Below are 22813 nucleotides of genomic sequence, written 5' to 3' on the forward strand. Positions count from 1 at the left end.
GGCTCTAAGCCATCTCCTCTTTATTTTGGTTAATAAAATCGAATTGCTTTTGAAAGACATTTTCGTCACGCAAATCATAAACAGAGCCAATGACAGGTGTTAAAGCAAAAGCTCGTAAAGTATCAAAATCTTCTGTCTTATTTGCATAAATATGATGCATTTCTGGTTTAATCTCAAAAATTTTATTTAAATAAGACGGACTAATTTCGTCAACATATCCTTGTAAAGTAAAGCCCACGCTAGTTAAAGTCTCTCTACCACGCAATGCTGTAATTGATACATGATTGTGCCTCTTCAAATTTGCGATAAAAACTTTTCTGATTTGTAGTCGCAAAAATTAAACGTTCATTTTCGTTAAAATCAATGTCAATAACATTGGTATGGGGCTCCCCATTTTCGTCTACGGTACCAAAAATTGCTGAATGAAAGCAATCTACGATTAAGTCTAAAAATTCATTGTTACTAATATCGTATGTTAATTTAGGAACATGCTGTTTCATAATGCTACTCATTTCTATATCACTCTATTACATCTTTTGATAAATAGTTTATATATTTGGTGACACTATGTTAATTAATATATTATGAATTTAGAATAACTTAATCTTTAATTCTATTTAAACAGTTGTCCTAACCAGAAACCCAAGAAAACTAAAATTACTCCTCCCAGATATGAAGTTAACGCATACAGGATTAAGCCACGGTAATTTTTGCTTTTGTATAATTCAACTAATTCAGTATTCATTGTTGAAAAAGTCGTATAACCGCCTAACACGCCGGTTCCTATTAATGAATAGAAAAAGACATTGCTTCCAAATCCAAATATAAAGCCTAAAATAAGAGCTCCTGTTAGATTAATAAATAATGTCGGAGTCGGCAGATTAGAAAACTGTTTACCTATTCGTTCCCAATGCTTTTTACCATAATTAGTTATCGCATATCTGATCATTGCCCCGATTGATGCACCAAGACCTGCTAACAAAATATTCACTTTAATCTTCCTTTCTAAGCAATAGTCCTACGTTTTTGCCTATTCTCATACCTAAAAAAGCAAAAAGAAAACCAAAAATAATTGAACTCACAAAATAAATTAAAGCAGTAATTGGTAATCCAACCTGAACATTTTTCAAAATATCCAAATTAAAAGTAGAAAAAGTTGTAAAAGCTCCGACAAAGCCTGTCCCAATTCCGACAGTTAACCATTGATGAAAGTCTTTAAATTCAATAAAAAAGTATGTAAAGAAAGCCAACAAGAAGCATCCTATGATATTTCCCCAGAACGTCCCATAGAAACTCCATTGAGCATTTAAATTATATCGAGCCATTCCGCCTAAAAAGGCAAAACAGGCAATACTAATATAATTACTAATTTTCATTAAAAATCCCCCAAACAAAAAACGTCCACTCTACCCCTGGGATAAAGTAGATGTCATTAGATCTCTCGGTTAATGGTGAACGTTATCACCTATTTAGTTAACAAATATGATCATACAATTAATTTTTTACTTTAGCAAGTTGCTGTTTCTGTTTGTTTGGATTGCTAGGTTGAACGAAGTGAAACCTAGCTTTTTTTATTTTTAAATTTAAATTTAGTAACAACCTACTTAAAAATGATATAATAAAATAAAAAATAATTTCTAAGGAGGAAAAATTTTTCATGACATTTCCTTATGAGCAAAAATTTCAAACATATTGCAAACAAAAAAAGCAGTTAGCGCCTTCTACAATTGCACTTGCTGCTAAATCAATCACTACCTTTTGGAATTATTATGCCACTAATATCGGTCCTAACGCCTCTATCAATGAAGTAACTACTAGCGATATTCGTAACTTTTTAGATTCTCTTGAACAAAAAATGCACTTCAAGAGTAATACTGTTAACAAGTATCTCAGCCACTTAAAAATGTATTTTGTCTTCTTAGCTGAATATGGCTTTATTAACTCCTACCCTCTTTTCACATTACGTGGAAATAAATTTGACCGTAAGCAAAAATACGTTATCAATTGGATGAGTCATTTATCAGAATTAACCCAAATCACTAAATTACATTCCGAAACTATTAAGATGATGGCTGCAATTTCTCTTGGCTACAAGCCAGATGAAATATTAACCATGCGAATCAATACCTTGCTTGATCAAATCACTGATTCACAATTAAAGAAATATTTACAAGTTCATACGGATTATTCACAAGATGCCAATCCATATCTTTTTGCCACTAAGAGTGGCGATCACTATGCTTCAGATTTTAATATCAATCAAAAAATAGCACCGGATCGCGATTTAATTGGGATGCAATTGACTAGTCATAAGCTCCGCATGAGTTTTGTCTACTCAATTTTATCTAATCCTAAACTTTCAGATGAAGAAATTCTCAAAACATTGCGCATCCCTCTTAAATCACTTAATTATTACCGCAAAAATATGATGCTCTATGTTGAAACTACTGAGTTCAAGGTAGCTCAACCTTAGTCACTTCTCCACTAGAGAATCTCTTAATTTGATTATCTGTAAAAATGACCAATTTACCTGCATCATCAATAGTCTTTACTACGCCCATCACTTCTTTTTGGCCTAGCTTAAGATTCACCTTTTTACCAATTAACCAGGACAGTTGACGGTATTGTTCCATAAACTGTACTTGACCATAATTTTTACTTGCCAATTCAACCGCTTGTAAAAGTTCATTGGTCATTTTTTTATGCTCAAAAAAGGTATCTGAAATATATCCCGCCTTAAATTTGATTCCTTCTGGGAAGTTGTGCGTTGTTACATTAATACCGACACCAATTATTAAGCTATTATTTTCATATTCCGTTAAAATACCTGCAACCTTTTTGTTTTCTAAAAAAATATCATTAACCCATTTCAAAAGAAAATCTTTTTGCGGATAAAACTTTCTGAGTACATCAACTACGTATGTTGCTATACATGGCGTCAATAAATTGATTTTATCTTGCACAATCTCGAAATTTGGAAAAGCTATACTAAAATAAATTCCTGTTTGAGCCGGTGAATAGAAAAAGTGGCCTTGTTTGCCATAACCATTGGTCTGGCTTTGGGCAACAAAAGCCGCTATTTTTTTATTTTTGTTTTTCAAATAGTCCTTGGCCAAATCTTGCGTAGATTCAACCTGATCATATCGATAAACTAGCATTTTATCTTAAGTGAACACCCTTATCCACAAAAATCACATCTCCAGTTAAACCGGTTGCTAAATCACTCATCAAAAAGGCACAGGTATTACCTACTTCCTCTTTAGTAACGTTCACACCATCAACAGTTTCACTTTGAGAGAATAGCGAATTCTTTCGACCCATGACGAGTGATTTAACAGCACGTTCAACCTTATTATTGGACAATTCTAAATTGCCATCAAGCAAGACATGCTCAAAAGTATCTTGATGCTTGAGTGTATAATTAATAGCTCTTCCCAATTTAGAACCTGGTAAAATGGTTGTCTTATTATTCTCACACCAGTCGAAAAACTCTTGCATTAGTGGCCTGAGTTTTTCTTGTCTTAGCTGGTAACGTTCTTGTTTGCTCAAATTCTCCCAAATTTGTTCTAAGTAAAACATGCGATTGCAGTAGTTAAGTCCTTTTTGGGCAAGAGACTTTTCAGAAGCCTCTTGTGGTACAGCTTCATGAAACTTTCTTCTAACATGAGCCCAACGCCAACTAAAGTTGCTTCCGGCAATTGCTCATAATCCTGCCACATATCGCAGTGCAAATAACCGGGATAGTTGCCTAAGAAGTTTAAAGCAACTTTTCCACTACGGGAAGGATTATGATGATACAGCGTAATCCCATATTGATCATGTTTGCCTGAAAGGAAGTCTTGATCGTTTCACTTTCCAGGACAGTATAGTAAGTTTTATCGGCATGTAAAATTGGCCGCATTAACAGCTTTTGCTTAAGCAGATCATACACTGGTTTAAAGTAGTATTCACTGCTTTTCAAATCCCAATAATTTAACATCTGTCTTGAAACTTCTAGTCCCATATTCTTCCAGTCGCTTTCTTGGCGATAGTCCGGCACCTTCATTTCATATTTTTGATAAAGTTAATGAGCGATGAGTGAAGCTGAACCTAGACCATGATTCAAGGGAGTCTTAGGTACTGCAGCTTTAATGATCTTGTCACTAAGATTTCTTTGACTGCAATATTTACATTTGTAAGCATGTTGGATATGATCCAACCTTTTGAGTTGAGCTGGGATAAACAATAATTCTTGTTGAACTGCCTGCCTATCTCGATCAGTTCATGATGACAATCAGGGCAATGCTTGTCGCCTAATTCATGGTGAACTTCTTCAGCTGGAATGCTTTCCAATAAATCAGCGCGTTTTCTTTTATGAGCTTTACGTTTATAAGTAATAGTCTGAACGGTGGCGTCGGGGACGTTCTCCGTCATCTTGAGCATCAGGTTCATCAAAGAGACCCATTTAAAGGTATTTGTTCTGAAGACTTGCCATAACGTTTTTTGCGTTAAGTAAGCTACTTGTTCACGGAGGAGCTTGATTTCATCAGTTAAGTTTTGAATAGTAGTTGCTTGTTGTGCAATAATCTTTTCCAAATTTTCTTGTGACATAATTTAAACTTCCTCCTAAATTTATTAGTTAAAAGAATATCAAAAAAGCGTGCGATGTCAAGTGTTAGTAGAATTCGCACGCTTTCGTGTTCTTTATTTTTGGATTGATTGCGAAGCCCTTCATTAGCCAGTCGACCTGCTCAGAAGATAAAGCTATAACTTCATTTTGATTCCTGGGCAAGTTCAATTTTCCATTTTCAAATCTTTTGTAGAGCAGCACTTCGTTGTCCTGCATCACTAATGCGCTAAAGCCCAAAGTGAGCCAGGTCAAAAACCTTGTCCGTCCCAATAAAGGGCTTTGAAGCGGTCCTTGCTTCCACCGCAAAAGAGGAAGACTTTGCCGCTAAAAGAATCAAGTTCAAACTGTTCTTTGACTAAAGTTGCTAGTCCATCAATGCCTTTACGCAGATCCGTCTTGCCGCAAACAATGTAGACCTGGCCTAAATCACTGAGTTTAATCATGATAAGACTTTTTCAAGCAGCTTATTCATAATTTCAGGGTCTAAGCTGCTGTAAAAGTTTAGTTCTAAATCATTCTTCTTTAAGCTAAGCAAAAGATTATTGCGTGGTGGACGAACCTTTTTAGATTTAGTTGAATGTCCAAGTGCCACAATGGGTTGTTGTTTTTCGATCATATTTTAACCTCCATTAATTTGATAAGATTAGAATACCTGAAAAATAAGGACTAAAAAAGATACCCGGTTATCTGACGCTTACGTATTTTTTGACATTCAAAATAAAAATATTGTCAAATTAGGAATGAAAGCCGTTAAATTTAAAAATATTTTTTGTATACTAATAAGATTTTTGTATCGAAAAAAGACTTATCTTCAATAAAATTGAAAATAGGTCTTTTAATTTATCTATAATTTTTATTCTTCAGGATCTGCATCTGAATGGAAAGTCATACTAAAACCAGCTTGAAATTCCTTATTAGGTTTCAAATGATTCATACCATATTTATGTTCTAATTGACCATCTGCATCATCTCTGTCAGCAATTCCCCACCATGGCTCAATACATACGTAATCAGCTGTCTTAGGATATTGTGACCAAATACCTACAAATGGAGCATTTCTAGTCCAAACATTGATATGGAACTTACTCTTGTCAGTTCTAAGTGAAACCTTATTGTCATGTCCATGTAATTCATAAATTAAGGCATCATTCTTAAACAATTCATCACTTAAGGAAATAAAGCTATCCGTTGATGCTAATGAACGGCTATCCCAATCAAGAGATGCATTCTTTAAAGGTATTTGCACACGAGCTACAGATGGATGCATATCAAAGAAGTAGTCTTCCTTTTTTTCATCCTCTTTAATTGGCAAGTTAAATCCTGGGTGACCACCTACGCCAAAGATCATAGTATCATCAGATTTATTCACAACGCTAAAGTTTTCTTCCAGCAAATTATTCATCAAATTATAATTTACTCTAAATTCAAATTTAAATGGATAAACTTTACGAGTCTCTTCATTATCCTTTAATAAAAAAGTGATACTTTCTTGAGTATGGTTTTCAACTTCAAATTTTGAATTTCTAGCGAAACCATGTTGTCCTAAATGATAAGTCTTACCCTTATAAGTATATTTATCGTTCTTAAGTCTACCTACGATTGGGAAAAGAATTGGTGCATGTCTTCCCCAAATTTTTGGATCGGCTTGCCACATAAACTCTTCACCAGTATGAACACTTTTAACACTTTGAATCTCAGCACCGATATCTGAGATTACAACTTTAATCATATTATTTTCAATAGTATAATCCATAACTTAATTTGTCCTTACTTAGCTTATTTAATAATATTAAAAATATAATGTAATCGCTTCGATTACTTATATTTTAACATTAATCGCTAAACAAAACAGATGCTTTTAACAAAAAAAGCTGGAAAATCCAGCTGTTTCTCAATTTATGAATTATAAAATAAACTTAGTTAAGTCCTTATTCATGATAATATCATGTAATTTTTCTTCAACGTATGCTTCGGTAATGGTAATCTCGCCCATTTCCATATCAGGACCTTCATATAAAACATCTTCAAGCAATTTTTCAAGAATAGTTGAAAGACGTCTTGCACCGATATTATCTGTACCTTGGTTAACGTCAAAGGCAATTTGAGCAATCCTATCAACTGCTTCTTGAGTGAAGATCAATTTAATACCATCAGCTTTCATTAAAGCAATATATTGCTTGAGCAATGAATTTTGAGGGTCTTTCAAGATTTTGACAAAGTCGTCCTTAGTTAAAGCATTGAGCTCTACTCTAATTGGAAAACGACCTTGAAGTTCTGGGATCAAATCGCTTGGCTTGCTTTCAGCAAAGGCACCAGCAGCAATAAACAAAATATGATCAGTAGAAGCAGGACCATACTTAGTATTTACAGTTGAACCTTCAACAATTGGCAAAATGTCTCTTTGTACACCTTCACGAGAAACTTCACCAGAATTACGCTTATTACCAGCAATAATTTTATCAATTTCATCGATAAAAATAATACCGTTGTTTTGACTTCTCTCAATAGCACGTTGATAAATAGTATCATAATCTACCATCTTGCGTGATTCTTCCTGAATCAAGACTTCACGTGCATCGCGAACAGACAAAGTACGCTTAACCTTCTTCTTTGGCATAATGTCATTAAGCATTGAACCCATGTCCATTCCCATTTGTCCCATCATGTCACTCATTGGGTTGGCCTTAGGAGCTTGTTCAACTTCAATGGTTACTTCACGATCTTCAAGCAAGCCTTTGTTTAGCTTTTCAGCTATATCCATACGCTCATTTCTAACTGCATCAGTTACTTCTTCTTGATCGTTATTTTGATTATTTGGATTTGCACCGCCCATTAACATTGACATCATGTCTTGCATTTGTTGCATCTGGTTTTCATGCTTTTCGCGTTTAACGCCTGGAGCGAGCAAACGAACTAACTGCTTATTAGCTTCTTTAGTAGCTTGTGGCTTCACACGTGCAAATTGATCCTTTTCTTCCATGCGCACAGCTTCGCCTACTAAGTCACGAACCATTGATTCAACATCACGACCAACGTAACCTACTTCAGTAAACTTAGTAGCTTCTACTTTTACAAATGGAGCTTCAACAATTGAAGCTAAACGACGTGCAATTTCAGTTTTACCTACACCTGTAGGACCTGCCATCAGCAAGTTCTTAGGGGTAATTTCGTGTTGCATTTGCTTAGACAATTGCATTCTACGGTAACGGTTGTAAAGAGCAATTGCCACTGACTTTTTAGCTTCATCTTGACCAATAATGTATTCGTTTAAGATCTTAACTATTTCTTTTGGTGTTTTAATAGCCATTTCTTACTCCTTAAATTTCATCAGTAACAATATGATCATCAGTAAAGACGTCAATACCTGAAGCAATTTTTACAGCTTCATGTGCAATTTCATCTGCTTGCATATCATTTGCATGACGTGTCATTGCGATGGCTGCAGCTTGAGCAAAATTACCTCCTGAACCAATTGCTACAACATTTTCATCTGGTTCAAGCACTTCACCATTACCTGAAATTAACAATAAATCTTTGTCATTAAATGCAATTAACATTGCATTTAATTTTTGCAAAGTTGGGTCTTTACGCCATGCTTGAGCCATTTCAACGGCTGCACGACGGAGATCACCACTATATGCTTCAAGCTTGCCTTCAAGCATGTCTTGCAAGCTAACAGCATCTGCAACACCGCCAGCAAAGCCGATAATTACACGATCATGGTAAATACGACGAATCTTACGTGCAGTTGCCTTTGCAATTACTTTTTCACCTAAAGTAACTTGACCATCACCTGCAATTGCAGTCTTTCCATTAAATCTTACTGAACAAATTGTTGTCATATTAAACCTCAACTTTCTTTATTACGAGGGAAGTATTTTTCATAATCTGATTTTAAATGCGCCATTGTAACATGCGTATAAATCTGAGTAGCAGATAAACTGCTGTGTCCTAACAATTCTTGGACACTACGTAAATCTGCTCCATTATTAAGCATAGCGGTTGCAAAAGTATGACGCAACTCATGAGGGTGAACTTTTCCACTTATTCCCGCCTGATTAAAAGTCTTCTGCATCACATATTCAATTCCACGCTTGCTTAAGGGGTTGCCTAAATTGCTCAAAAAAACATGTTGCTCAGTCTCATCTTTTAATAAATTGGGCCGAGCATCTTCAAGATATCTAACCAGAGATTTTTTAGTATGATCATCAAAAGCAACATAACGATCTTTATTGCCTTTACCATGGACTAAAATCGTTTGTAAGTTTAAATCAATTTGACGCAAGGTCAAATTGCTAACCTCGCTTACACGCATCCCTGTAGCATAAAACAATTCAAACAAAGCCAGATTACGCACCGTCAAAGGCTTGTTACCTTTCAATGAGTCAAATACCTGCTTAAGCTCATTTCCATAAAAAAACTCTGGCAGCTTTTTCTCCCCACGTCTAAGAGTAATTCCCTGTGTAGGGTCAATTTTAATAAATTTTCTGCGCGTTAAAAAGCGGAAAAACGAATGCAGACTCGACATTTGTCGCGCTTGACTGCTACGTACTAATTTACGATCAGCTAAATTCTGCAAATAAATCTGAATATCTCGCTCTTGCACATTTTTCCACCCATCAAAGCCACCATTTTCTTGCCAAAACTTTTTAGCTTCTAATAAATCGGTTTGATAAGAGAAAATTGTCAATTCACTGTAATGTCGCTCATTTTGCAAATAAGAAATAAAATGAGTTAATTCATCCTGTTTTTCTGTCATTAATCTAAAACTTCCGCTTTAAATTTATCGATGCTTTCAATGCCACGTTTACTAATCTTTTCGTGACGTTCGCGCTTCTTACGGATCTTCTTACCTTCCCAAGCAGGTAAAAGTGCAAAACTAGCATTCATTGGTTGAAAATGCTTAGCACTAGTAGTGGTAACGTAATTTGCCATTGAACCTAATGCAGTATCCTTAGGAAAAGCAATTGGCTCTTCACTTAACGCTTCACGAGCAGCATTAACTCCAGCTACTAACCCACTTCCGGCACTTTCAACATAGCCTTCAACACCTGTCATTTGTCCAGCAAAGAACAATCCAGGACGTTTTTTAGCTTCATAGCTGGCAGTCAATACATCAGGAGAAGCCATATAAGTATTTCTATGCATTTTGCCATAACGAACAAAACGAGCATTTTCAAGCCCTGGAATCATAGAGAAGACTCTCTTTTGTTCACCATATTTCAAGTGAGTTTGGAAACCTACGATGTTGTACATTGAAGCGGCGGCATTATCTTGACGAAGCTGTACAACTGCATATGGTGTTTCACCCGTATGAGGATCTTCTAAACCTACTGGTTTAAGAGGACCAAACAGCATTGTCTTAGCACCCCTAGCAGCCATAACTTCGATTGGCATACAGCCTTCAAACACATCGTTTTTCTCAAAGCCATGCAATTGCGCGGTTTCTGCCTTAATTAATTCACGAGTAAAGTTCTCATATTGTTCCTTATTCATAGGACAATTTAAATAGGCAGCCTCACCGCGATCATAGCGTGACTTTTTATAAACAATATTCATGTCAATTGAATCAGCAGCCACAATTGGAGCAGCGGCATCAAAGAAATGCAGACTATCTGTACCAGAAAATTTTTGAATTTGTTCAGCTAAAGCATCACTGGTTAAAGGACCAGTTGCAATGATAGTGATACCATCTTCTGGAATTTCAGTAATTTCTTCTTCATGAACTGTGACATTATCTAAGCCACGCAAAGTATCAGTTACGTATTTACTGAAACTATCACGATCCACTGCTAATGCACCACCAGCAGGAACTTGTGTCTTATCAGCGGCTTTCATAATTAATGAATCAAGATGACGCATTTCTTCTTTTAAAAGTCCAACTGCATTAGACAACTGATTAGAACGCATAGAATTCGTACAAACTAATTCCGCAAACTCACCAGTTTCATGTGCAGGAGTTTCTTTTTGAGGACGCATCTCATATAGGTCCACGTGAATTCCACGCTTAGCTAATTGCCAGGTTGCTTCACTTCCAGCAAGACCTGCTCCGATTACAGTTACATTTTTTGGCATTAAATCACCTTTATTCTCAATCTTATTTATCTTCATTTTCTTGTGGTTCCTCCCGGTAATCGCCATTTGGACACAAGGTTACTGGACCTTTCTTAGAATGTTTTTCTACTAAGAAGTGACCATCATTAGGGCAGTTTCTGCCAATTGGTTTGTCCCATGATACAAAATCACATTCTGGGTAGCGTGAACAGCCGTAGAATTTACGATTTCTACGTGATTTCTTTTCTACTACTTCGCCTTTACCACATTTAGGACAAACTACGCCAATCTTTTTCACAATTGGCTTTGTATTACGACAATCTGGGAAACGAGAACATGCATAGAACTTGCCGTAACGTCCCATTTTAATTACCATTGGCGCACCACAGATATCACAGTTAAATCCAGCCGGTTCATCTTTAATTTGCACCTTTTGAATTTCGCTATCTGCTTTATTCAATTCTTTCTTAAATGGTTGGTAATATTCGTCAACTACGTTTACCCATTGCTTTTTACCATCTTCAACTTCATCTAATTCATTTTCAAGATGAGCTGTATAGTCTACGTTAGCAATATCTGGGAAAAATTTTTCAACTAATGTATCAACAATTTCTCCTAATTCAGTTGGAACAATTGAACGACCATCTAACTTAACATAATAGCGGCGTTGAATTGTATCGATTGTAGGTGCATAAGTTGACGGACGACCAACACCGTTTTCTTCTAGAGCATGAACCAAGCTAGCTTCAGTATAACGAGCAGGTGGCAAAGTAAAGTGCTGCTTATTATCTGACTTGGTCATTTTTACCTGGTCGCCTTCTTGCAAGTCTGGCAATTCAACGTTCTTTTCTTGTTGGTTATCATAAACCTTTGTGAAACCAGCAAATTTCATTTTTGAACCGGTAGTTCTAAAAATTACGCCATTTTGTACAATATCTGCTCTGACAGTGTCATAAACAGCTGGTGTCATTTCACTAGCCAAGAAACGTGACCAGATCAACTTGTACAAACGATATTGTTCTTTAGTTAAAACATCTTTCAATGATTCTGGTGTTCTATATACGTTAGTTGGGCGAATTGCTTCGTGGGCATCTTGAGCATCTTCTTGATTCTTAAAATGTCTTTGATTTTTAGCAGCAAATTCTGCCCCGTAATTTTCATGCAAGAATTTTGAAGCTTCTTGTTGAGCAACCGGAGAAGTTCGCTTAGAGTCAGTTCTCATGTAGGTAATTAGTCCAACAGTACCTTGTTTACCTAAACTAATTCCTTCATATAATTGCTGTGCGATACTCATAGTTCTACGAGTTCTATAGCCTAAACGCTTATTAGCCTCTTGTTGCATAGTTGAAGTGGTAAATGGTGCAGCAGGTTGTCTGCGACGTTGACGAGAAACAACTTTTTCAACAGTAAAGTTCTTCTTTTTATCGATTTTTGCTAAAACATCTTTAACTGCATCAATGTTTGGCAATTCTTTCTTTTTGCCATCAACACCATAAAAAGCAGACTTAAATTTTTCTTTGTCTTTTGCAAACTCGGCATCAATTGTCCAATATTCTTTAGGCTTGAAGTTCTTGATCTCTTTTTCACGATCAATAACCAGCTTCAAGGCAACAGATTGAACACGACCAGCACTCAAACCTTTTTTCACTTTTGCCCATAAAATTGGGGAAAGTGAGTAACCTACGATTCGGTCAAGAACGCGACGTGCCTGTTGAGCATCAACAGTATCCATATCGATTGTTCTAGGATGCTTAAAACTCTCTTTAACTGCATCCTTGGTAACTTCGTTAAAAGTTACTCGGTTTTTAGCATTCTCATCTAAATTAAGAGCATGGGCAACGTGCCAAGCAATAGCTTCCCCTTCACGATCGGGGTCAGATGCCAAATATACTTCCTTAGCTTTTTTAGCTTCACTCTTAAGCTCTTTAATTGTGTCACCCTTGCCGCGAATAGAAATATACTTGGGCTTGTAATTATCCTCAAAGTCAATTCCCATTTGAGACTTAGGTAAATCACGAATATGACCTTTAGAGGCAATAACGTGATAGTTTCTACCTAAATATTTTTCAATAGTTTTAGCCTTTGCAGGAGATTCCACAATGACTAAAGTTTTTTTATGTTTTTTAGTTTTTGATTTACTTTTTGCTTTAGTAGGCATTAAATGCCTCCTTATTTAAATATTATTTTTTACTTTATACAGTCCAAAGATAAATAATACTTTGGTAATTGTCAAATCTTTTCGTTTTTAAATTTAAAATCAACAATTGGTGTAGCTCCAGCCTCAATTAATTGATTTGGGCCGGCTGATAATTTACTAGTAATTGGCCCAGGGACTGCATAAATGTTTCTATTTTCTTGTAATCCTAAACTTGCAGTAATTAACGAACCAGACTTTTCTTTGGCCTCGGTTACAATAATACTTTCACTTAAACCCGCTAAAATACGATTCCTTTCAGGAAACCTATAGGGCCTTGGTGGGGTGTCTGGTAAATATTCACTGATAATCAAACCATCGTTTTTAATTTGCTCTTGCAAAGAATAATTTTCTTGGGGATAAGAATGATTTAAACCATTGCCAACTACAGCAACAGTACGGCCATTATTTTTTAGAGTAGCTTCATGAGCTAAAGCATCTACTCCCCTAGCTAATCCACTAGCAATGACTTTATTTTGATCAAGTAAATTGGGGACCAGCCGATTAATCACATCCCTACTATAATGCGTAGGATAACGTGAACCCACAATCGTCACAATATCTTTTTTCAATAAAGATAAATTTCCTTGGGCAAATAAAATCAAAGGCGGCCGATAAATCTGCCGTAGTTTTTCAGGATATTCTTCATCAAAAAAGCTAATCACAATACATTGTCGCCTAATTTGTCTAGTCAGCTTAGCTAGCTTATCATCATTAAAGGCTAAATGACATGCATCTACCAACTTCTCTGATAAATCCATTTCTTTTAAATCATCTAATTCTATTTCTAACCCCGGCTTTATTTGATTAGCAATTGTTAATAATTTTACGTAGCCAACACCCTTTTGCAATTTTAATCTTAATAAAAATTCTTTCTTTTTCATAAAAAAGCCTCCATTACTTAATACGCAAAAAAAGAGACTTTTTTTCTTTTAAAATTGAATTTTATTTAAAAAAATCGCTTACTGGAGCAAAAGTTTTACGGTGAATTGGTGTTGGACCATACTTCTTCAATGCATCAATATGCTCCTTGGTACCATAACCCGCATTTCTAGGAAAACCGTATTGTGGATAAATTTTATCATAATCATCCATCAATTTATCCCGAAATACCTTAGCAACAATAGAAGCAGCCGCAATAGAATTTGATTTAGCATCCCCCTTGATCAACTCAATCTGCGGCAAATCTACTGGAACATTCATGGCATCAACTAAAAGTGCATTCGGCTTAACATCAAGAGCTTTAACCGCTTGTGCCATTGCCTGACGGTCTGCCTCATAAATATTGATTTGGTCGATTACTGCTGCACTTTTAACGCCAATTCCAACGCTAACAGCTTCCGATAAAATCTTGGGATAAAGCTGCAATCTTTTTTCTGGACTCAATTTTTTAGAATCATTGACTTCTAATAAATCAAAATTGTGATCAATAATTACGGCAGCTGTGACCACTGGTCCTGCTAAGGGTCCACGACCAACTTCATCAACACCGGCAACCAGTTCGCCTTTTTGCCAAAATTGCTTTTCGTATGAAAAGCGCTCTAAAAAAGCTTGTTTCTTCGCTAGTAGCTTAGATTGCTTTTTCCGATAGCTAATGATCAATTTCTGTACGCCAACGCGAGGATCTTTTTCTAATTCTGCTAATTGATCCTCAGTTACATCAGTCGATAATAATTCTTTTACTTCTTTAATCGTCATTGCTTGGCCTATCTAACGTAATTCTTCCAATTGCTCCCTTACGTAATCGCTGCAGCATAAACAATGAAAATCTATCGTAGTCATCGCGCATACCATATTTTTCAGTCATTGCTAAAAGAATATCCGGATCTGACAGATTTTCAATATCTGCGCTATTTAATTTAGAGAATTTAGTCAAATCTTTCAAATAATGCTGGCGCAAATTTTCTAGTACGTATAAAGCTACATCATCAGCATGAAATACACTATCTTTAATCGCACCAAAAGCAGCTAATTTATAGCCTACTTCTTGATCTGAAAACTTAGGCCATAAAATACCTGGTGTATCCAAAACTTGGATATTGCTGCTAGTTCTAAGCCATCTTTGACCCTTAGTTACGCCTGGCTTATTACCGACTTCAGCCACATTACGGCCGACCAAACGGTTAATAATAGTGGATTTTCCGCAGTTAGGGATACCTGCAAGAGCTATTCTAATCGTAGGATTTGAAGCACCTCTTGCCTCTAACTTCTTAGTTTTTTCTGCAGCGGCTTTTTTAACCATTGAAATTAATTTCTGCATATTGGTATTATGCAGTGAATCAATCGACAAAACATATTTGCCTGGTCCACTTAATTTAGCTGACCAATTTTTAGTTAAAACAGGATCAGCTAAATCGGCTTTATTCAAAATAATAATGTGAGGCTTGTTGCCAACCAAATCTTCTATCATTGGATTTCTAGAAGATTCGGGGATTCTAGCATCAAGTACTTCAACCCAAACATCGATCAAGCCTAATTTGTCTTCGAGCTGATTTCGAGCCCTATTCATGTGACCCGGATACCATTGAATTGTTGCCATATTATCTCTTCTTTCTTTTTATATTATTCTTCATCACCTAAGAAAATTACTTCCGCAATCAAAATTTCTCGATATAAAACCAGAAAGCCGTGTTGATACTCTTGTTCCTGCTGAGCAATTTTACCTAAATAATTTCGTTCTTGTCTAAAAGCATAACGATAGACTTTTGCTCTAAACTCTTTTTGATCATCTGTTAATTCTTTTTGTTTAACAGTATATTTGACTTCTTTAATAAAGTCCTTAATCGAAGTCTTATTCATTTGTGTTCGCAAATCAAACTCTAATTGCTTTCTTATTTTTTTAGGCAAATAAATCTGATTCATTTGCTTTAATGCGTAATGAACCATTGCCTTACGTACACGATTTACTTCTTTTCTTTGATCTAAATCAGGTTTATCTTTTTCTAAAATAAATCTAAATGCAATAGTAGGAACTATCAAACTGAGCAAAATTAATACAATTTCACTAACCAAGATCAAATGAAAATCAGCAATATTGACGCTCATTTCACTTAAAGTATAAGCTAAGGCAAAAGTTACCGCACCATGAATCCCGCCTAAACTGAAAATCAATGCACCTTTTGAACTGACTTTTCCTTTAATCGATGGTGAAAAACGACAATAGAGAAGGCGCACTGCTAAATTTGCGACATATAAGATTATACCAATTAAAATCACTTCAATCGTTTGTTGATTAAAAACATCTTCTCGCATTGAACGAACAATAATAATCCCTAAAAGCAAAAAGACGACGCCATTTAAAATATCAATTATTAACTGCGAAAATTGATGACTGCTATAAAAGATTGAAGCGTTAGTTAAGCGACTACGCTCTGATTCCACATTATGAAGCAACCCTGCAGCTACTACAGCTATTATTCCTGAAACATGAATTTCTTCTGCTATAAAGTAAATGATAAAAGGCGTTAAAAAGAACAGCACTTCTATCGGCATTCTTACATCAGATGCTAAATGATATTTTGATCTAAAACTCGCTTGCCGCAAAAAGACTAAAATAGCAGCAATCAAAATGCCTAGCAAAATGCCTCCACCAGCAGAGTAAAGAAAATCGACGATTGCTTCACCAACATGAAGTTGCTTATGAATATACCATTCTACTGCCATATTAAGCAATATAATGCCAGATGCATCATTAAATAAAGATTCATCTTTGAGATAAAAACTTATTTTTTTAGGTAATTTTAAACCATGGATAACAGACTCAGTTGCCGTAGCATCGGTTGGCGTAGAAACAGCTGCCAAAATAAAAGATAACGGCAATGATAGTCCAAAAGCATGAACTCCTAATCCTGCTACAATTGTCGCTATTACGATCATTACTACCGTTAAGCCTACAATTGCACGCCAGCTACGTAAAATGCTATATAATCTGGTTCTTTGACCCTCAAAAAATAAGAGTGGTGCCACAATTAAGCCTAAAAAGACTTCTGAATTAAAATTTTCAATTAAAATATTTGTCTGCGGGACCAAGGCAATCGCTATCCCGATCACCAGAGCTATATAATTAACTGATATTTTTTGTAAAAATCGTTGCTGGATTATCGTTGCCAAAGCAACGGCAAAAACGATAAGTCCAATAAAAATCATTACCTTCATTTTAATTTCTCATTTAATAAAAAAGCCCAGGCAACAGGGGCTTGGGCTTAATACATCATTTTGTCTTCGTACATTCTATAAGCACGATCAAAAATATACATACTTGGTAAATAACTAGCATTTAATTCTAAATAATCTGACAATTTTTCATAATCTTGTTCTTGTTTAGGAAAAGTCAGATCATGCTGTGCGTTATTCGCAAATTGTGCTATTTCATCTGAAGAATCTGCATCACGCTGCGTCATCAAATAACGATAAAAACTTTCTCGATAAGCCATTTTTACTCCGTATAAAACATAACTGCGTAGGCACCGTGACCTGCATGAGTAATAATAATTGGACTAGTTTTTCGAATCAAAATATCTACATTAGGATTTACTTCTTTAAAACGAGCAGCTAATTTTTCCATGTCATCCAGCGTATCAACATATGAAATACCTACTTGCTTGACTTGATCGCCTAATTCTTTCAATTGTTCAACCAACATATCATTGAACTTTTCGGTGAATTTTTTACCGCGACCTTTTTTAGATACTAAAACTTTGCCGTTCTTCATCTGCAAGAAAATTCTAATATTTAACATGCTGACTACGCGACTAGCCAATTTTCCAAGTCGACCGCCCTTTACAATATTGGTTAAATCAGGGATCATCATTTCCAAATACATATTGTCTTCCATTTTCTTCAAATGATCCAAAATTTCATCAATAGATTTTCCTGCTTGAGCATCTTGAGCTGCAGCAATTACTTCATAGCCTTCGCTTCGATCCGTATAGCCTGAATCATGACATACCACCTTGGCGTCAGGAACCATCTGTGCTGCTTGTTTAGCGGCATCAATTGTTCCACTAAGTGATTTAGCCAAAAAGATGCCCAATACTTCACTACCATCAGCAGTCAACTTTTTAATTGTTTCTACAAAGCGACCAATTGGAGGTTGACTGGTTTTAGGCACATCACTGTCTTCATCCATTCTTTCAATAAAGTCGCGTCTAGTAATATCTACACCGTCAACATATGTCTTACCATCAATAGTTACTGACAAAGGTACAACAGTAATATCATATTTTTTAATTTCTTCTTCAGTCAATTGAACTGAAGAATCTGTCATAATTTTTAACAATGTATTCAACCCCTATTCTAAGATGCTCACTTTAATTTTTATGATAAAATATGAGCAAGTAACATATAGTTAGTATATCAAAAATTTTCAAGAAGAAAAAAGGAATGATTAGATTGGTAGATTGGTGCATTACAAAAATTAAAAAACTTTGGCAAGAACCAAATGTAAGATCAGAAAGATACTATTTACTTGATAATATCTTTAGCGCGATTACACACGGAATTGGCTTTGGCTTAGCAGTTGCAGGATTAGTAGTTTTAATTGTTAGAGCTGCTCATACAGGCAGTCCCATGCGCATAGTAACTTTTACTATTTATGGTTCATGCCTTGTCCTGTTATATTTGTTTTCTACTTTATATCATAGTTTAGTTTTTACTCGTGCTAAAAAAGTTTTCCAGATCTTTGACCATTCCTCAATTTTTCTGCTGATTGCAGGTTCGTATACGCCATATTCATTAGTCGCAATTGGCGGCGCATGGGGCTGGACATTATTTGGATTGATCTGGGGCTTAACGATTTTCGGAATTATTTACTATATTTTCAATCGCGGAAAACATGTAATTCTTGACACCGTATTTTATGTAGCAATGGGCTGGCTGGTAATTCTATCCGGCTCATATTTATATGTTCGCTTGAGTCCAACTGGTTTTTGGCTTTTAGTCAGCGGAGGCATTGCTTACACGGTTGGAGCAATTTTGTTTAGCATGCGTAATGTGCCATTTATTCACACAGTATGGCATTTATTCGTTATGCTAGGCTCAATTTTAATGTATTTCTCCGTTTTGCTTTATGTTTAAAAAAGGATGTATCGATTTTTGATACATCCTTTTTTATTAATCTAAGTCTTCTAAATACTTTTCAATTGCATCTGGACTATTTTCTAATCTGCTTGAAACTACTAACTCTCTAATTTTATTAAGGGTATGACCCAATTCAGCACCTGGACGCATCCCGTGCTTAATCAAAAAGCGTCCATCTATTGCCAATTCAGCTGGCTTTTTAATTGGTAAGGCTAGATAACGATCAACTAGGGCTTCTGAAGCCACTGGTTGGCCCAAAATGTGTGCCACATCTATGGTATTAATTATTGTTCTTTCACCTGCTTGGAATAATTCGTAATCATTTGGAGTATGATCAGAAATCAAGTCGAAGAACTTAATAATCCGTTCTACTTGTTCAGTCATGGCATTGGAATTTTTCCAATCACGCATAAATTTGCTGATATCTTCATCTGGAAGCTTTAACAAAATAATGATTAATGACCACAAGCTAGTTTCAAGGGTTGGACTAAATTGCAATTGTGGATAAATCTGCAACAATTCCTTTTTTCCCGCAAAATCAGGAACGTCTTCACTTAATTGCGTATCAAGGAAAATTTGAAACGCTTGTCTTGAATGAGGCCCAATCCCCATCTTAACAAACTCCTCACGAATACGTTCTACTGAAATCTTCTTCAAAAGTTCATGATTATCCTTAATCGCTTGTTCTGTTTTTTCTTCTAAATTGAATTTTAATTGACTAGTAAAACGAACAGCTCGCATCATTCTTAAGGCATCTTCATGAAATCTTTTTTCAGGATCGCCCACGGCACGAATAATATGGTTCTTTAAATCTTCTACTCCATTAAATAAATCAACAATTTGACCATGAAGATCCATTGCCAAAGCATTGATTGTGAAGTCTCTACGTTTTAAATCTTCATCAAGATTCTGCACGAAAGTAACGTGATCTGGCCTTCTATAATCTTGATAACCAGACTCTGTTCTAAAAGTGGTGATTTCATAACTTTCGCCACCATATAGTACAGTTACCGTCCCGTGTTTAATTCCTGTATCAATCGACTTTGCAAAAAGCTCCTTAACCTCTTCAGGATAAGCACTAGTAGTGATATCAACATCATGTACGTGTCTATCTAATAAAAGGTCTCTTACAGAACCACCGACAAAATATGCTTCAAAGCCAGCATCTTCTAAAGTTTGCAAGACTGGCATTGCTTTAATAAATACATCTGGTAATTTATCTACTTTGATCATTGGTAAAATCTCAACTCTTAATTTCTTTATTTATAACTTTTTACTTTTAGTTTGTTAAAATGAAGGAAAAGACATAAAGGAGGCAATCATCATGCTTAAACTCAACAAATCTACCGTTATCGATATCTTTATGATTGCATTGGGATGTGCCATCTACGGTTTAAGTTTGGAAATCATTTCAGTTCCAAATAAATTAGCCGATGGCGGAATAAGCGGTATTTCACTTATCTTGCGCCATTTTTGGAATATTAACATGGGTCTTTCTACCCTAGTACTTAATATACCATTAATTATATTAGGTTATCGTTTTATGGGCAAACGCTTATTAACCTATACAATCTGGGGAACGCTCTGCCTTTCCTTCTTTCTTTGGTTTTGGCGTTCAGTACCTATTATAAAACAATTAGATTTAGAACACGATCTCTTCCTTTCCGCAATTTCGGCAGGGGTCCTCTCAGGTATAGGATTAGGACTAGTTTTTAGATATAACGGCACTTCAGGCGGAACAGATATTATTGCCAGAATATGTCAGATCAAGTTTGGAATTTCATCTGGTAAAATGCTGCTATTCTGTGACGCCGTGGTTTTATTTGCATCCCTATCTTACCTAGATCTTAAACACATGATGTACACTTTACTTGCTTCTTTTGTCTTGTCACGTGTCATGGATACGATTCAACAAGGTGCATATAGTGCACGTGGGTTACTAATTATCTCTGATAAGTATGAACAAATTGGTAAAATGATTGATCTAAAACTTGATCGCGGTTTTACCTACTTTAAAGCATTAGGTGGCTACAAGCAAGATAACAAGCGCGTAATCTACGTAGTGGTCTCTCCTAGAGAAATAGCCACAATTAAGCAATTAATTAGACAAGAAGATCCTAATGCTTTTGTATCAATTATTGAAGTTCACGAAGCATTAGGTGAAGGATTTACGTATAAGCAAAAGCGGCACCATTTATTAATTCGTAAATGAAAAAGCGTCTGAGAAGAATAATTTCTCAGACGTTTATTTATTATATAAGTCTTGCATTTCCATATCTTCTGGTACTAATTCAAGATATTTCTGCAATAACTGCTTAGTAATATCAGGATTGTTTTGGACGCTAAAGAACATAATCATTTGATGCAGAAAATCAGGATTTTCTTTAAAATCGGGATAAGCTAACAAAAATTCGCTCTGTGCTTTTTCTGTGTCATCAAGTCTTTCATACGATAAGGCCATATTCCAGTGAGCCTGTGCATCAATGTTCTCATTATCAAAGTCCTTAAATAAGACAATATTTTGCTTATCCTGATGACGATGCAGATATAGGTTAGATAGTTGCATTCGTAATTCACTATTGTCAGGAGCCTTTTTAAGGCCCTTCTCGAGCAAATCTGCAGCGGTATCCAATTGATTTAAATTAGCAGCGGCACGTGCCCCCATTGAATAAAGAGTTTCATCTAATTCGTTATATGCTAAACCTGCCTGCACAGTCCGCAATACTTGCTCATTATCATGCTTATGCTCATAAGCTTGAGCTAGCAAAGGATAGGCATTAACATAATCATGACTTTGATCAATCACTTCGTCTAATAGCTTGATAGCTTGATCATCATCTCCAACAGCAAGCATTACTAACCCAGCCTCATATTTACTGTCAATATCCAACAGACTACTGCTATGCTCTCTAATAATTTTAGCAGCTGCTTCGTAGTTACCTAATTTTGCATTAGTTGCAATCAATCTTTGATTTAAATTAACTTCGCCAAAAGTCTTTTGGCGTTGAATCAAATCATCATATAAGGCCAGCGCTTGTTCATAAATTCCGCTTAAATAGTCAAGCTCGGCTAAGCCAAATTTAATTGCATCTTCTTCCGGAGCAAGTTTAAGAGCTTGCAATAATTTATCCTTAGCTGTCTCAATTAGGCCGTTAGTTTGATAGTAATCTGCTTGTACAAGCAAACCATCTAGATAGGCTGAAGACTCCTTAGAGACGCCGTAAAGAAGCGATAAGCCATCATCTTCATCTCCATCATTGAGCATAATTTCTGCCAAATATACTTTAAATAAGTCTTCTTGGGGGAATTTAGCAATTAAAGCGCGATAAACTTCTTTAGCTAAATTAGTAAACCCTAAATCGGTCAGATTTTCCGCTAAAGAAGATAAAATTTCAGGGTCATCTTTATCTAAAGCTTCTTTTAAAAGATGTTTGCTTTGTGAAAAATCATGGTTTTGAATTGAATCAAGTAATTGTTCTGAATAACTCATTATTTTGCCTCCAGTCAGACTTTAATTGTACTAAAAAAAGACGCTGGAACAAAGTCCAACGTCTTTTAATAGCGTTAAGCATCTTACTTAACAGCTTCTTTAAGAGCCTTACCTGGCTTAAATGCAGGTACTTCACTAGCTGGGATTTCGATTTCATCACCAGTTTGTGGGTTACGACCCTTACGTGCTGCACGGTGACGTACTTCAAAAGTACCAAAACCGATTAATTGTACCTTTTCACCCTTAGCAAGGTTGTCTTGAATTGAGCCAAAGATAGCATCAACAGCAGCAGCAACTTCCTTCTTGGTCAACTTAGTCTTTGAAGCAACTTCAGAAACTAATTCAGCTTTATTTGCCATAAATAATTCACCTCCTGAATTTGAACCCG

At 35.7% G+C, this 22813-nt stretch carries 26 protein-coding genes, 2 pseudogenes and 1 riboswitch; of the genes and pseudogenes, 3 read left to right on the forward strand and 25 right to left on the reverse strand.

All coding sequences use genetic code 11. The features are described 5' to 3' along the window. Nucleotides 1-4 precede the first annotated feature (4 nt). The 3 genes and pseudogenes from AADV52_RS03565 to AADV52_RS03575 all read right to left on the reverse strand — a co-directional run bounded on the left by AADV52_RS03565 (nt 5) and on the right by AADV52_RS03575 (nt 1376). Nucleotides 5-500: pseudogene (locus tag AADV52_RS03565) on the reverse strand (pyridoxamine 5'-phosphate oxidase family protein). A 113-nt stretch (nt 501-613) separates the two neighbouring features. Further along, entirely contained in the window at nt 614-991 is a 378-nt protein-coding gene (gene crcB, locus AADV52_RS03570) for a fluoride efflux transporter CrcB (protein WP_003628346.1), read from the reverse strand. Between the two features lies 1 nt (nt 992). Then, a complete protein-coding gene (locus AADV52_RS03575; RefSeq protein ID WP_014918878.1) occupies nt 993-1376 on the reverse strand; it encodes a fluoride efflux transporter FluC in 384 nt (127 codons plus the stop codon). Between the two features lie 40 nt (nt 1377-1416). After that, nucleotides 1417-1475, reverse strand: a riboswitch (Fluoride riboswitch). 182 nt (nt 1476-1657) lie between these two features. Here AADV52_RS03575 and AADV52_RS03580 point away from each other — a divergent pair. Then, entirely contained in the window at nt 1658-2473 is an 816-nt protein-coding gene (locus tag AADV52_RS03580; RefSeq protein ID WP_014918879.1) for a site-specific integrase, read from the forward strand. On the opposite strand, the gene AADV52_RS03585 is transcribed toward AADV52_RS03580, so the two are convergent. From AADV52_RS03585 to AADV52_RS03675, 19 genes and pseudogenes are all read right to left on the reverse strand, one after another. Beyond that, a complete protein-coding gene (locus AADV52_RS03585) occupies nt 2454-3158 on the reverse strand; it encodes a biotin--[acetyl-CoA-carboxylase] ligase (RefSeq protein ID WP_014918880.1) in 705 nt (234 codons plus the stop codon). The genes AADV52_RS03580 and AADV52_RS03585 overlap by 20 nt on opposite strands. Nucleotide 3159: 1 nt before the next feature. Beyond that, nucleotides 3160-3699 carry an SDR family oxidoreductase gene (locus AADV52_RS03590; protein WP_274540124.1) on the reverse strand — a complete coding sequence of 180 codons (540 nt, stop codon included), beginning with the start codon at nt 3697-3699 and terminating at the stop codon, nt 3160-3162. A gap of 58 nt (nt 3700-3757) precedes the next feature. After that, nucleotides 3758-4045, reverse strand: coding sequence for an IS66 family transposase (locus tag AADV52_RS03595; RefSeq protein WP_274540164.1), 288 nt, complete (start codon nt 4043-4045; stop codon nt 3758-3760). Between the two features lie 321 nt (nt 4046-4366). Beyond that, nucleotides 4367-4590: pseudogene (locus AADV52_RS03600) on the reverse strand (transposase). A 64-nt stretch (nt 4591-4654) separates the two neighbouring features. Next, nucleotides 4655-4825 carry an IS66 family insertion sequence element accessory protein TnpB gene (gene tnpB, locus AADV52_RS03605; RefSeq protein ID WP_230856768.1) on the reverse strand — a complete coding sequence of 57 codons (171 nt, stop codon included), beginning with the start codon at nt 4823-4825 and terminating at the stop codon, nt 4655-4657. A gap of 32 nt (nt 4826-4857) precedes the next feature. Then, on the reverse strand, nt 4858-5052 hold the full coding sequence (gene tnpB / locus AADV52_RS03610) for an IS66 family insertion sequence element accessory protein TnpB (protein ID WP_041808738.1): 195 nt from the start codon (nt 5050-5052) through the stop codon (nt 4858-4860). Next, nucleotides 5049-5225, reverse strand: coding sequence for a hypothetical protein (locus AADV52_RS03615; protein WP_014918881.1), 177 nt, complete (start codon nt 5223-5225; stop codon nt 5049-5051). Before AADV52_RS03615 ends, tnpB (AADV52_RS03610) begins: the two co-directional genes overlap by 4 nt. A 237-nt stretch (nt 5226-5462) precedes the next feature. After that, nucleotides 5463-6362 (reverse strand): aldose 1-epimerase family protein, encoded by a 900-nt coding sequence (locus tag AADV52_RS03620; RefSeq protein WP_014918882.1) that lies wholly within the window; start codon nt 6360-6362, stop codon nt 5463-5465. Nucleotides 6363-6512: 150 nt separating this feature from the next. Then, entirely contained in the window at nt 6513-7916 is a 1404-nt protein-coding gene (gene hslU, locus AADV52_RS03625) for an ATP-dependent protease ATPase subunit HslU (RefSeq protein WP_014918883.1), read from the reverse strand. A 10-nt stretch (nt 7917-7926) separates the two neighbouring features. Next, nucleotides 7927-8451 carry an HslVU peptidase proteolytic subunit gene (gene hslV / locus AADV52_RS03630; protein ID WP_014918884.1) on the reverse strand — a complete coding sequence of 175 codons (525 nt, stop codon included), beginning with the start codon at nt 8449-8451 and terminating at the stop codon, nt 7927-7929. Nucleotides 8452-8459: 8 nt separating this feature from the next. Continuing rightward, the gene (gene xerA / locus AADV52_RS03635; protein WP_014918885.1) at nt 8460-9368 is read right to left on the reverse strand and encodes a site-specific tyrosine recombinase/integron integrase; all 909 of its coding nucleotides are present in this window, start codon (nt 9366-9368) and stop codon (nt 8460-8462) included. Then, complete coding sequence (gene trmFO, locus AADV52_RS03640) at nt 9368-10684, reverse strand: methylenetetrahydrofolate--tRNA-(uracil(54)-C(5))-methyltransferase (FADH(2)-oxidizing) TrmFO (protein WP_014918886.1); 1317 nt, start codon at nt 10682-10684, stop codon at nt 9368-9370. Before trmFO ends, xerA begins: the two co-directional genes overlap by 1 nt. Nucleotides 10685-10706: 22 nt before the next feature. Continuing rightward, nucleotides 10707-12821, reverse strand: coding sequence for a type I DNA topoisomerase (topA, locus tag AADV52_RS03645; protein ID WP_014918887.1), 2115 nt, complete (start codon nt 12819-12821; stop codon nt 10707-10709). A 71-nt stretch (nt 12822-12892) separates the two neighbouring features. Then, nucleotides 12893-13741: a DNA-processing protein DprA gene (gene dprA / locus AADV52_RS03650; RefSeq protein ID WP_014918888.1), complete on the reverse strand. Its 849-nt coding sequence runs from the start codon at nt 13739-13741 to the stop codon at nt 12893-12895. A gap of 61 nt (nt 13742-13802) precedes the next feature. After that, nucleotides 13803-14555 carry a ribonuclease HII gene (locus AADV52_RS03655; protein WP_014918889.1) on the reverse strand — a complete coding sequence of 251 codons (753 nt, stop codon included), beginning with the start codon at nt 14553-14555 and terminating at the stop codon, nt 13803-13805. Further along, nucleotides 14545-15396, reverse strand: a complete 852-nt coding sequence (gene ylqF, locus AADV52_RS03660; protein ID WP_014918890.1) for a ribosome biogenesis GTPase YlqF — start codon at nt 15394-15396, stop codon at nt 14545-14547. Before ylqF ends, AADV52_RS03655 begins: the two co-directional genes overlap by 11 nt. Before the next feature lie 23 nt (nt 15397-15419). Next, nucleotides 15420-17012, reverse strand: coding sequence for a cation:proton antiporter (locus tag AADV52_RS03665; protein WP_107775325.1), 1593 nt, complete (start codon nt 17010-17012; stop codon nt 15420-15422). 47 nt (nt 17013-17059) lie between these two features. Continuing rightward, nucleotides 17060-17290 (reverse strand): YozE family protein, encoded by a 231-nt coding sequence (locus AADV52_RS03670; RefSeq protein WP_003626511.1) that lies wholly within the window; start codon nt 17288-17290, stop codon nt 17060-17062. Between the two features lie 2 nt (nt 17291-17292). Continuing rightward, nucleotides 17293-18123, reverse strand: a complete 831-nt coding sequence (locus AADV52_RS03675; protein WP_041809035.1) for a DegV family protein — start codon at nt 18121-18123, stop codon at nt 17293-17295. Nucleotides 18124-18239: 116 nt separating this feature from the next. On the opposite strand from AADV52_RS03675, the gene trhA reads away from it, so the two are divergent. Further along, a complete protein-coding gene (gene trhA / locus AADV52_RS03680; RefSeq protein WP_014918892.1) occupies nt 18240-18932 on the forward strand; it encodes a PAQR family membrane homeostasis protein TrhA in 693 nt (230 codons plus the stop codon). 36 nt (nt 18933-18968) lie between these two features. Here trhA and AADV52_RS03685 read toward each other — a convergent pair whose 3' ends face one another. After that, nucleotides 18969-20168 (reverse strand): CCA tRNA nucleotidyltransferase, encoded by a 1200-nt coding sequence (locus tag AADV52_RS03685; RefSeq protein ID WP_014918893.1) that lies wholly within the window; start codon nt 20166-20168, stop codon nt 18969-18971. A 91-nt stretch (nt 20169-20259) separates the two neighbouring features. Between AADV52_RS03685 and AADV52_RS03690 the strand changes: the two genes are divergently transcribed. Further along, nucleotides 20260-21147: a YitT family protein gene (locus tag AADV52_RS03690; protein ID WP_014918894.1), complete on the forward strand. Its 888-nt coding sequence runs from the start codon at nt 20260-20262 to the stop codon at nt 21145-21147. A gap of 33 nt (nt 21148-21180) precedes the next feature. On the opposite strand, the gene AADV52_RS03695 is transcribed toward AADV52_RS03690, so the two are convergent. Together AADV52_RS03695 and AADV52_RS03700 are read right to left on the reverse strand one after the other, a co-directional pair. After that, complete coding sequence (locus tag AADV52_RS03695) at nt 21181-22425, reverse strand: tetratricopeptide repeat protein (protein WP_014918895.1); 1245 nt, start codon at nt 22423-22425, stop codon at nt 21181-21183. A gap of 83 nt (nt 22426-22508) precedes the next feature. Beyond that, nucleotides 22509-22784 (reverse strand): HU family DNA-binding protein, encoded by a 276-nt coding sequence (locus tag AADV52_RS03700; protein ID WP_003547110.1) that lies wholly within the window; start codon nt 22782-22784, stop codon nt 22509-22511. Between the last annotated feature and the right edge of the window lie 29 nt (nt 22785-22813).

This window comes from Lactobacillus helveticus, from assembly GCF_046109915.1.
GTDB classification, from domain to species: Bacteria; Bacillota; Bacilli; order Lactobacillales; family Lactobacillaceae; genus Lactobacillus; species Lactobacillus helveticus.

Excerpts from the sequence above, each read along its gene's own strand:
- trmFO (WP_014918886.1), bottom strand. The coding sequence starts at position 10,684 with ATGCCAAAAAATGTAACTGTAATCGGAGCAGGTCTTGCTGGAAGTGAA.
- topA (WP_014918887.1), bottom strand. The coding sequence starts at position 12,821 with ATGCCTACTAAAGCAAAAAGTAAATCAAAAACTAAAAAACATAAAAAA.
- AADV52_RS03670 (WP_003626511.1), bottom strand. The coding sequence starts at position 17,290 with ATGGCTTATCGAGAAAGTTTTTATCGTTATTTGATGACGCAGCGTGAT.
- trhA (WP_014918892.1), top strand. The coding sequence starts at position 18,240 with ATGATTAGATTGGTAGATTGGTGCATTACAAAAATTAAAAAACTTTGG.
- dprA (WP_014918888.1), bottom strand. The coding sequence starts at position 13,741 with ATGAAAAAGAAAGAATTTTTATTAAGATTAAAATTGCAAAAGGGTGTT.
- hslU (WP_014918883.1), bottom strand. The coding sequence starts at position 7,916 with ATGGCTATTAAAACACCAAAAGAAATAGTTAAGATCTTAAACGAATAC.
- AADV52_RS03675 (WP_041809035.1), bottom strand. The coding sequence starts at position 18,123 with ATGACAGATTCTTCAGTTCAATTGACTGAAGAAGAAATTAAAAAATAT.
- AADV52_RS03665 (WP_107775325.1), bottom strand. The coding sequence starts at position 17,012 with ATGAAGGTAATGATTTTTATTGGACTTATCGTTTTTGCCGTTGCTTTG.
- AADV52_RS03700 (WP_003547110.1), bottom strand. The coding sequence starts at position 22,784 with ATGGCAAATAAAGCTGAATTAGTTTCTGAAGTTGCTTCAAAGACTAAG.
- AADV52_RS03620 (WP_014918882.1), bottom strand. The coding sequence starts at position 6,362 with ATGGATTATACTATTGAAAATAATATGATTAAAGTTGTAATCTCAGAT.
- AADV52_RS03695 (WP_014918895.1), bottom strand. The coding sequence starts at position 22,425 with ATGAGTTATTCAGAACAATTACTTGATTCAATTCAAAACCATGATTTT.
- AADV52_RS03580 (WP_014918879.1), top strand. The coding sequence starts at position 1,658 with ATGACATTTCCTTATGAGCAAAAATTTCAAACATATTGCAAACAAAAA.
- hslV (WP_014918884.1), bottom strand. The coding sequence starts at position 8,451 with ATGACAACAATTTGTTCAGTAAGATTTAATGGAAAGACTGCAATTGCA.
- AADV52_RS03655 (WP_014918889.1), bottom strand. The coding sequence starts at position 14,555 with ATGACGATTAAAGAAGTAAAAGAATTATTATCGACTGATGTAACTGAG.
- tnpB (WP_041808738.1), bottom strand. The coding sequence starts at position 5,052 with ATGATTAAACTCAGTGATTTAGGCCAGGTCTACATTGTTTGCGGCAAG.
- ylqF (WP_014918890.1), bottom strand. The coding sequence starts at position 15,396 with ATGGCAACAATTCAATGGTATCCGGGTCACATGAATAGGGCTCGAAAT.
- AADV52_RS03595 (WP_274540164.1), bottom strand. The coding sequence starts at position 4,045 with ATGAAGGTGCCGGACTATCGCCAAGAAAGCGACTGGAAGAATATGGGA.
- AADV52_RS03575 (WP_014918878.1), bottom strand. The coding sequence starts at position 1,376 with ATGAAAATTAGTAATTATATTAGTATTGCCTGTTTTGCCTTTTTAGGC.
- AADV52_RS03615 (WP_014918881.1), bottom strand. The coding sequence starts at position 5,225 with ATGATCGAAAAACAACAACCCATTGTGGCACTTGGACATTCAACTAAA.
- AADV52_RS03685 (WP_014918893.1), bottom strand. The coding sequence starts at position 20,168 with ATGATCAAAGTAGATAAATTACCAGATGTATTTATTAAAGCAATGCCA.
- AADV52_RS03585 (WP_014918880.1), bottom strand. The coding sequence starts at position 3,158 with ATGCTAGTTTATCGATATGATCAGGTTGAATCTACGCAAGATTTGGCC.
- tnpB (WP_230856768.1), bottom strand. The coding sequence starts at position 4,825 with ATGCAGGACAACGAAGTGCTGCTCTACAAAAGATTTGAAAATGGAAAA.
- xerA (WP_014918885.1), bottom strand. The coding sequence starts at position 9,368 with ATGACAGAAAAACAGGATGAATTAACTCATTTTATTTCTTATTTGCAA.
- AADV52_RS03690 (WP_014918894.1), top strand. The coding sequence starts at position 20,260 with ATGCTTAAACTCAACAAATCTACCGTTATCGATATCTTTATGATTGCA.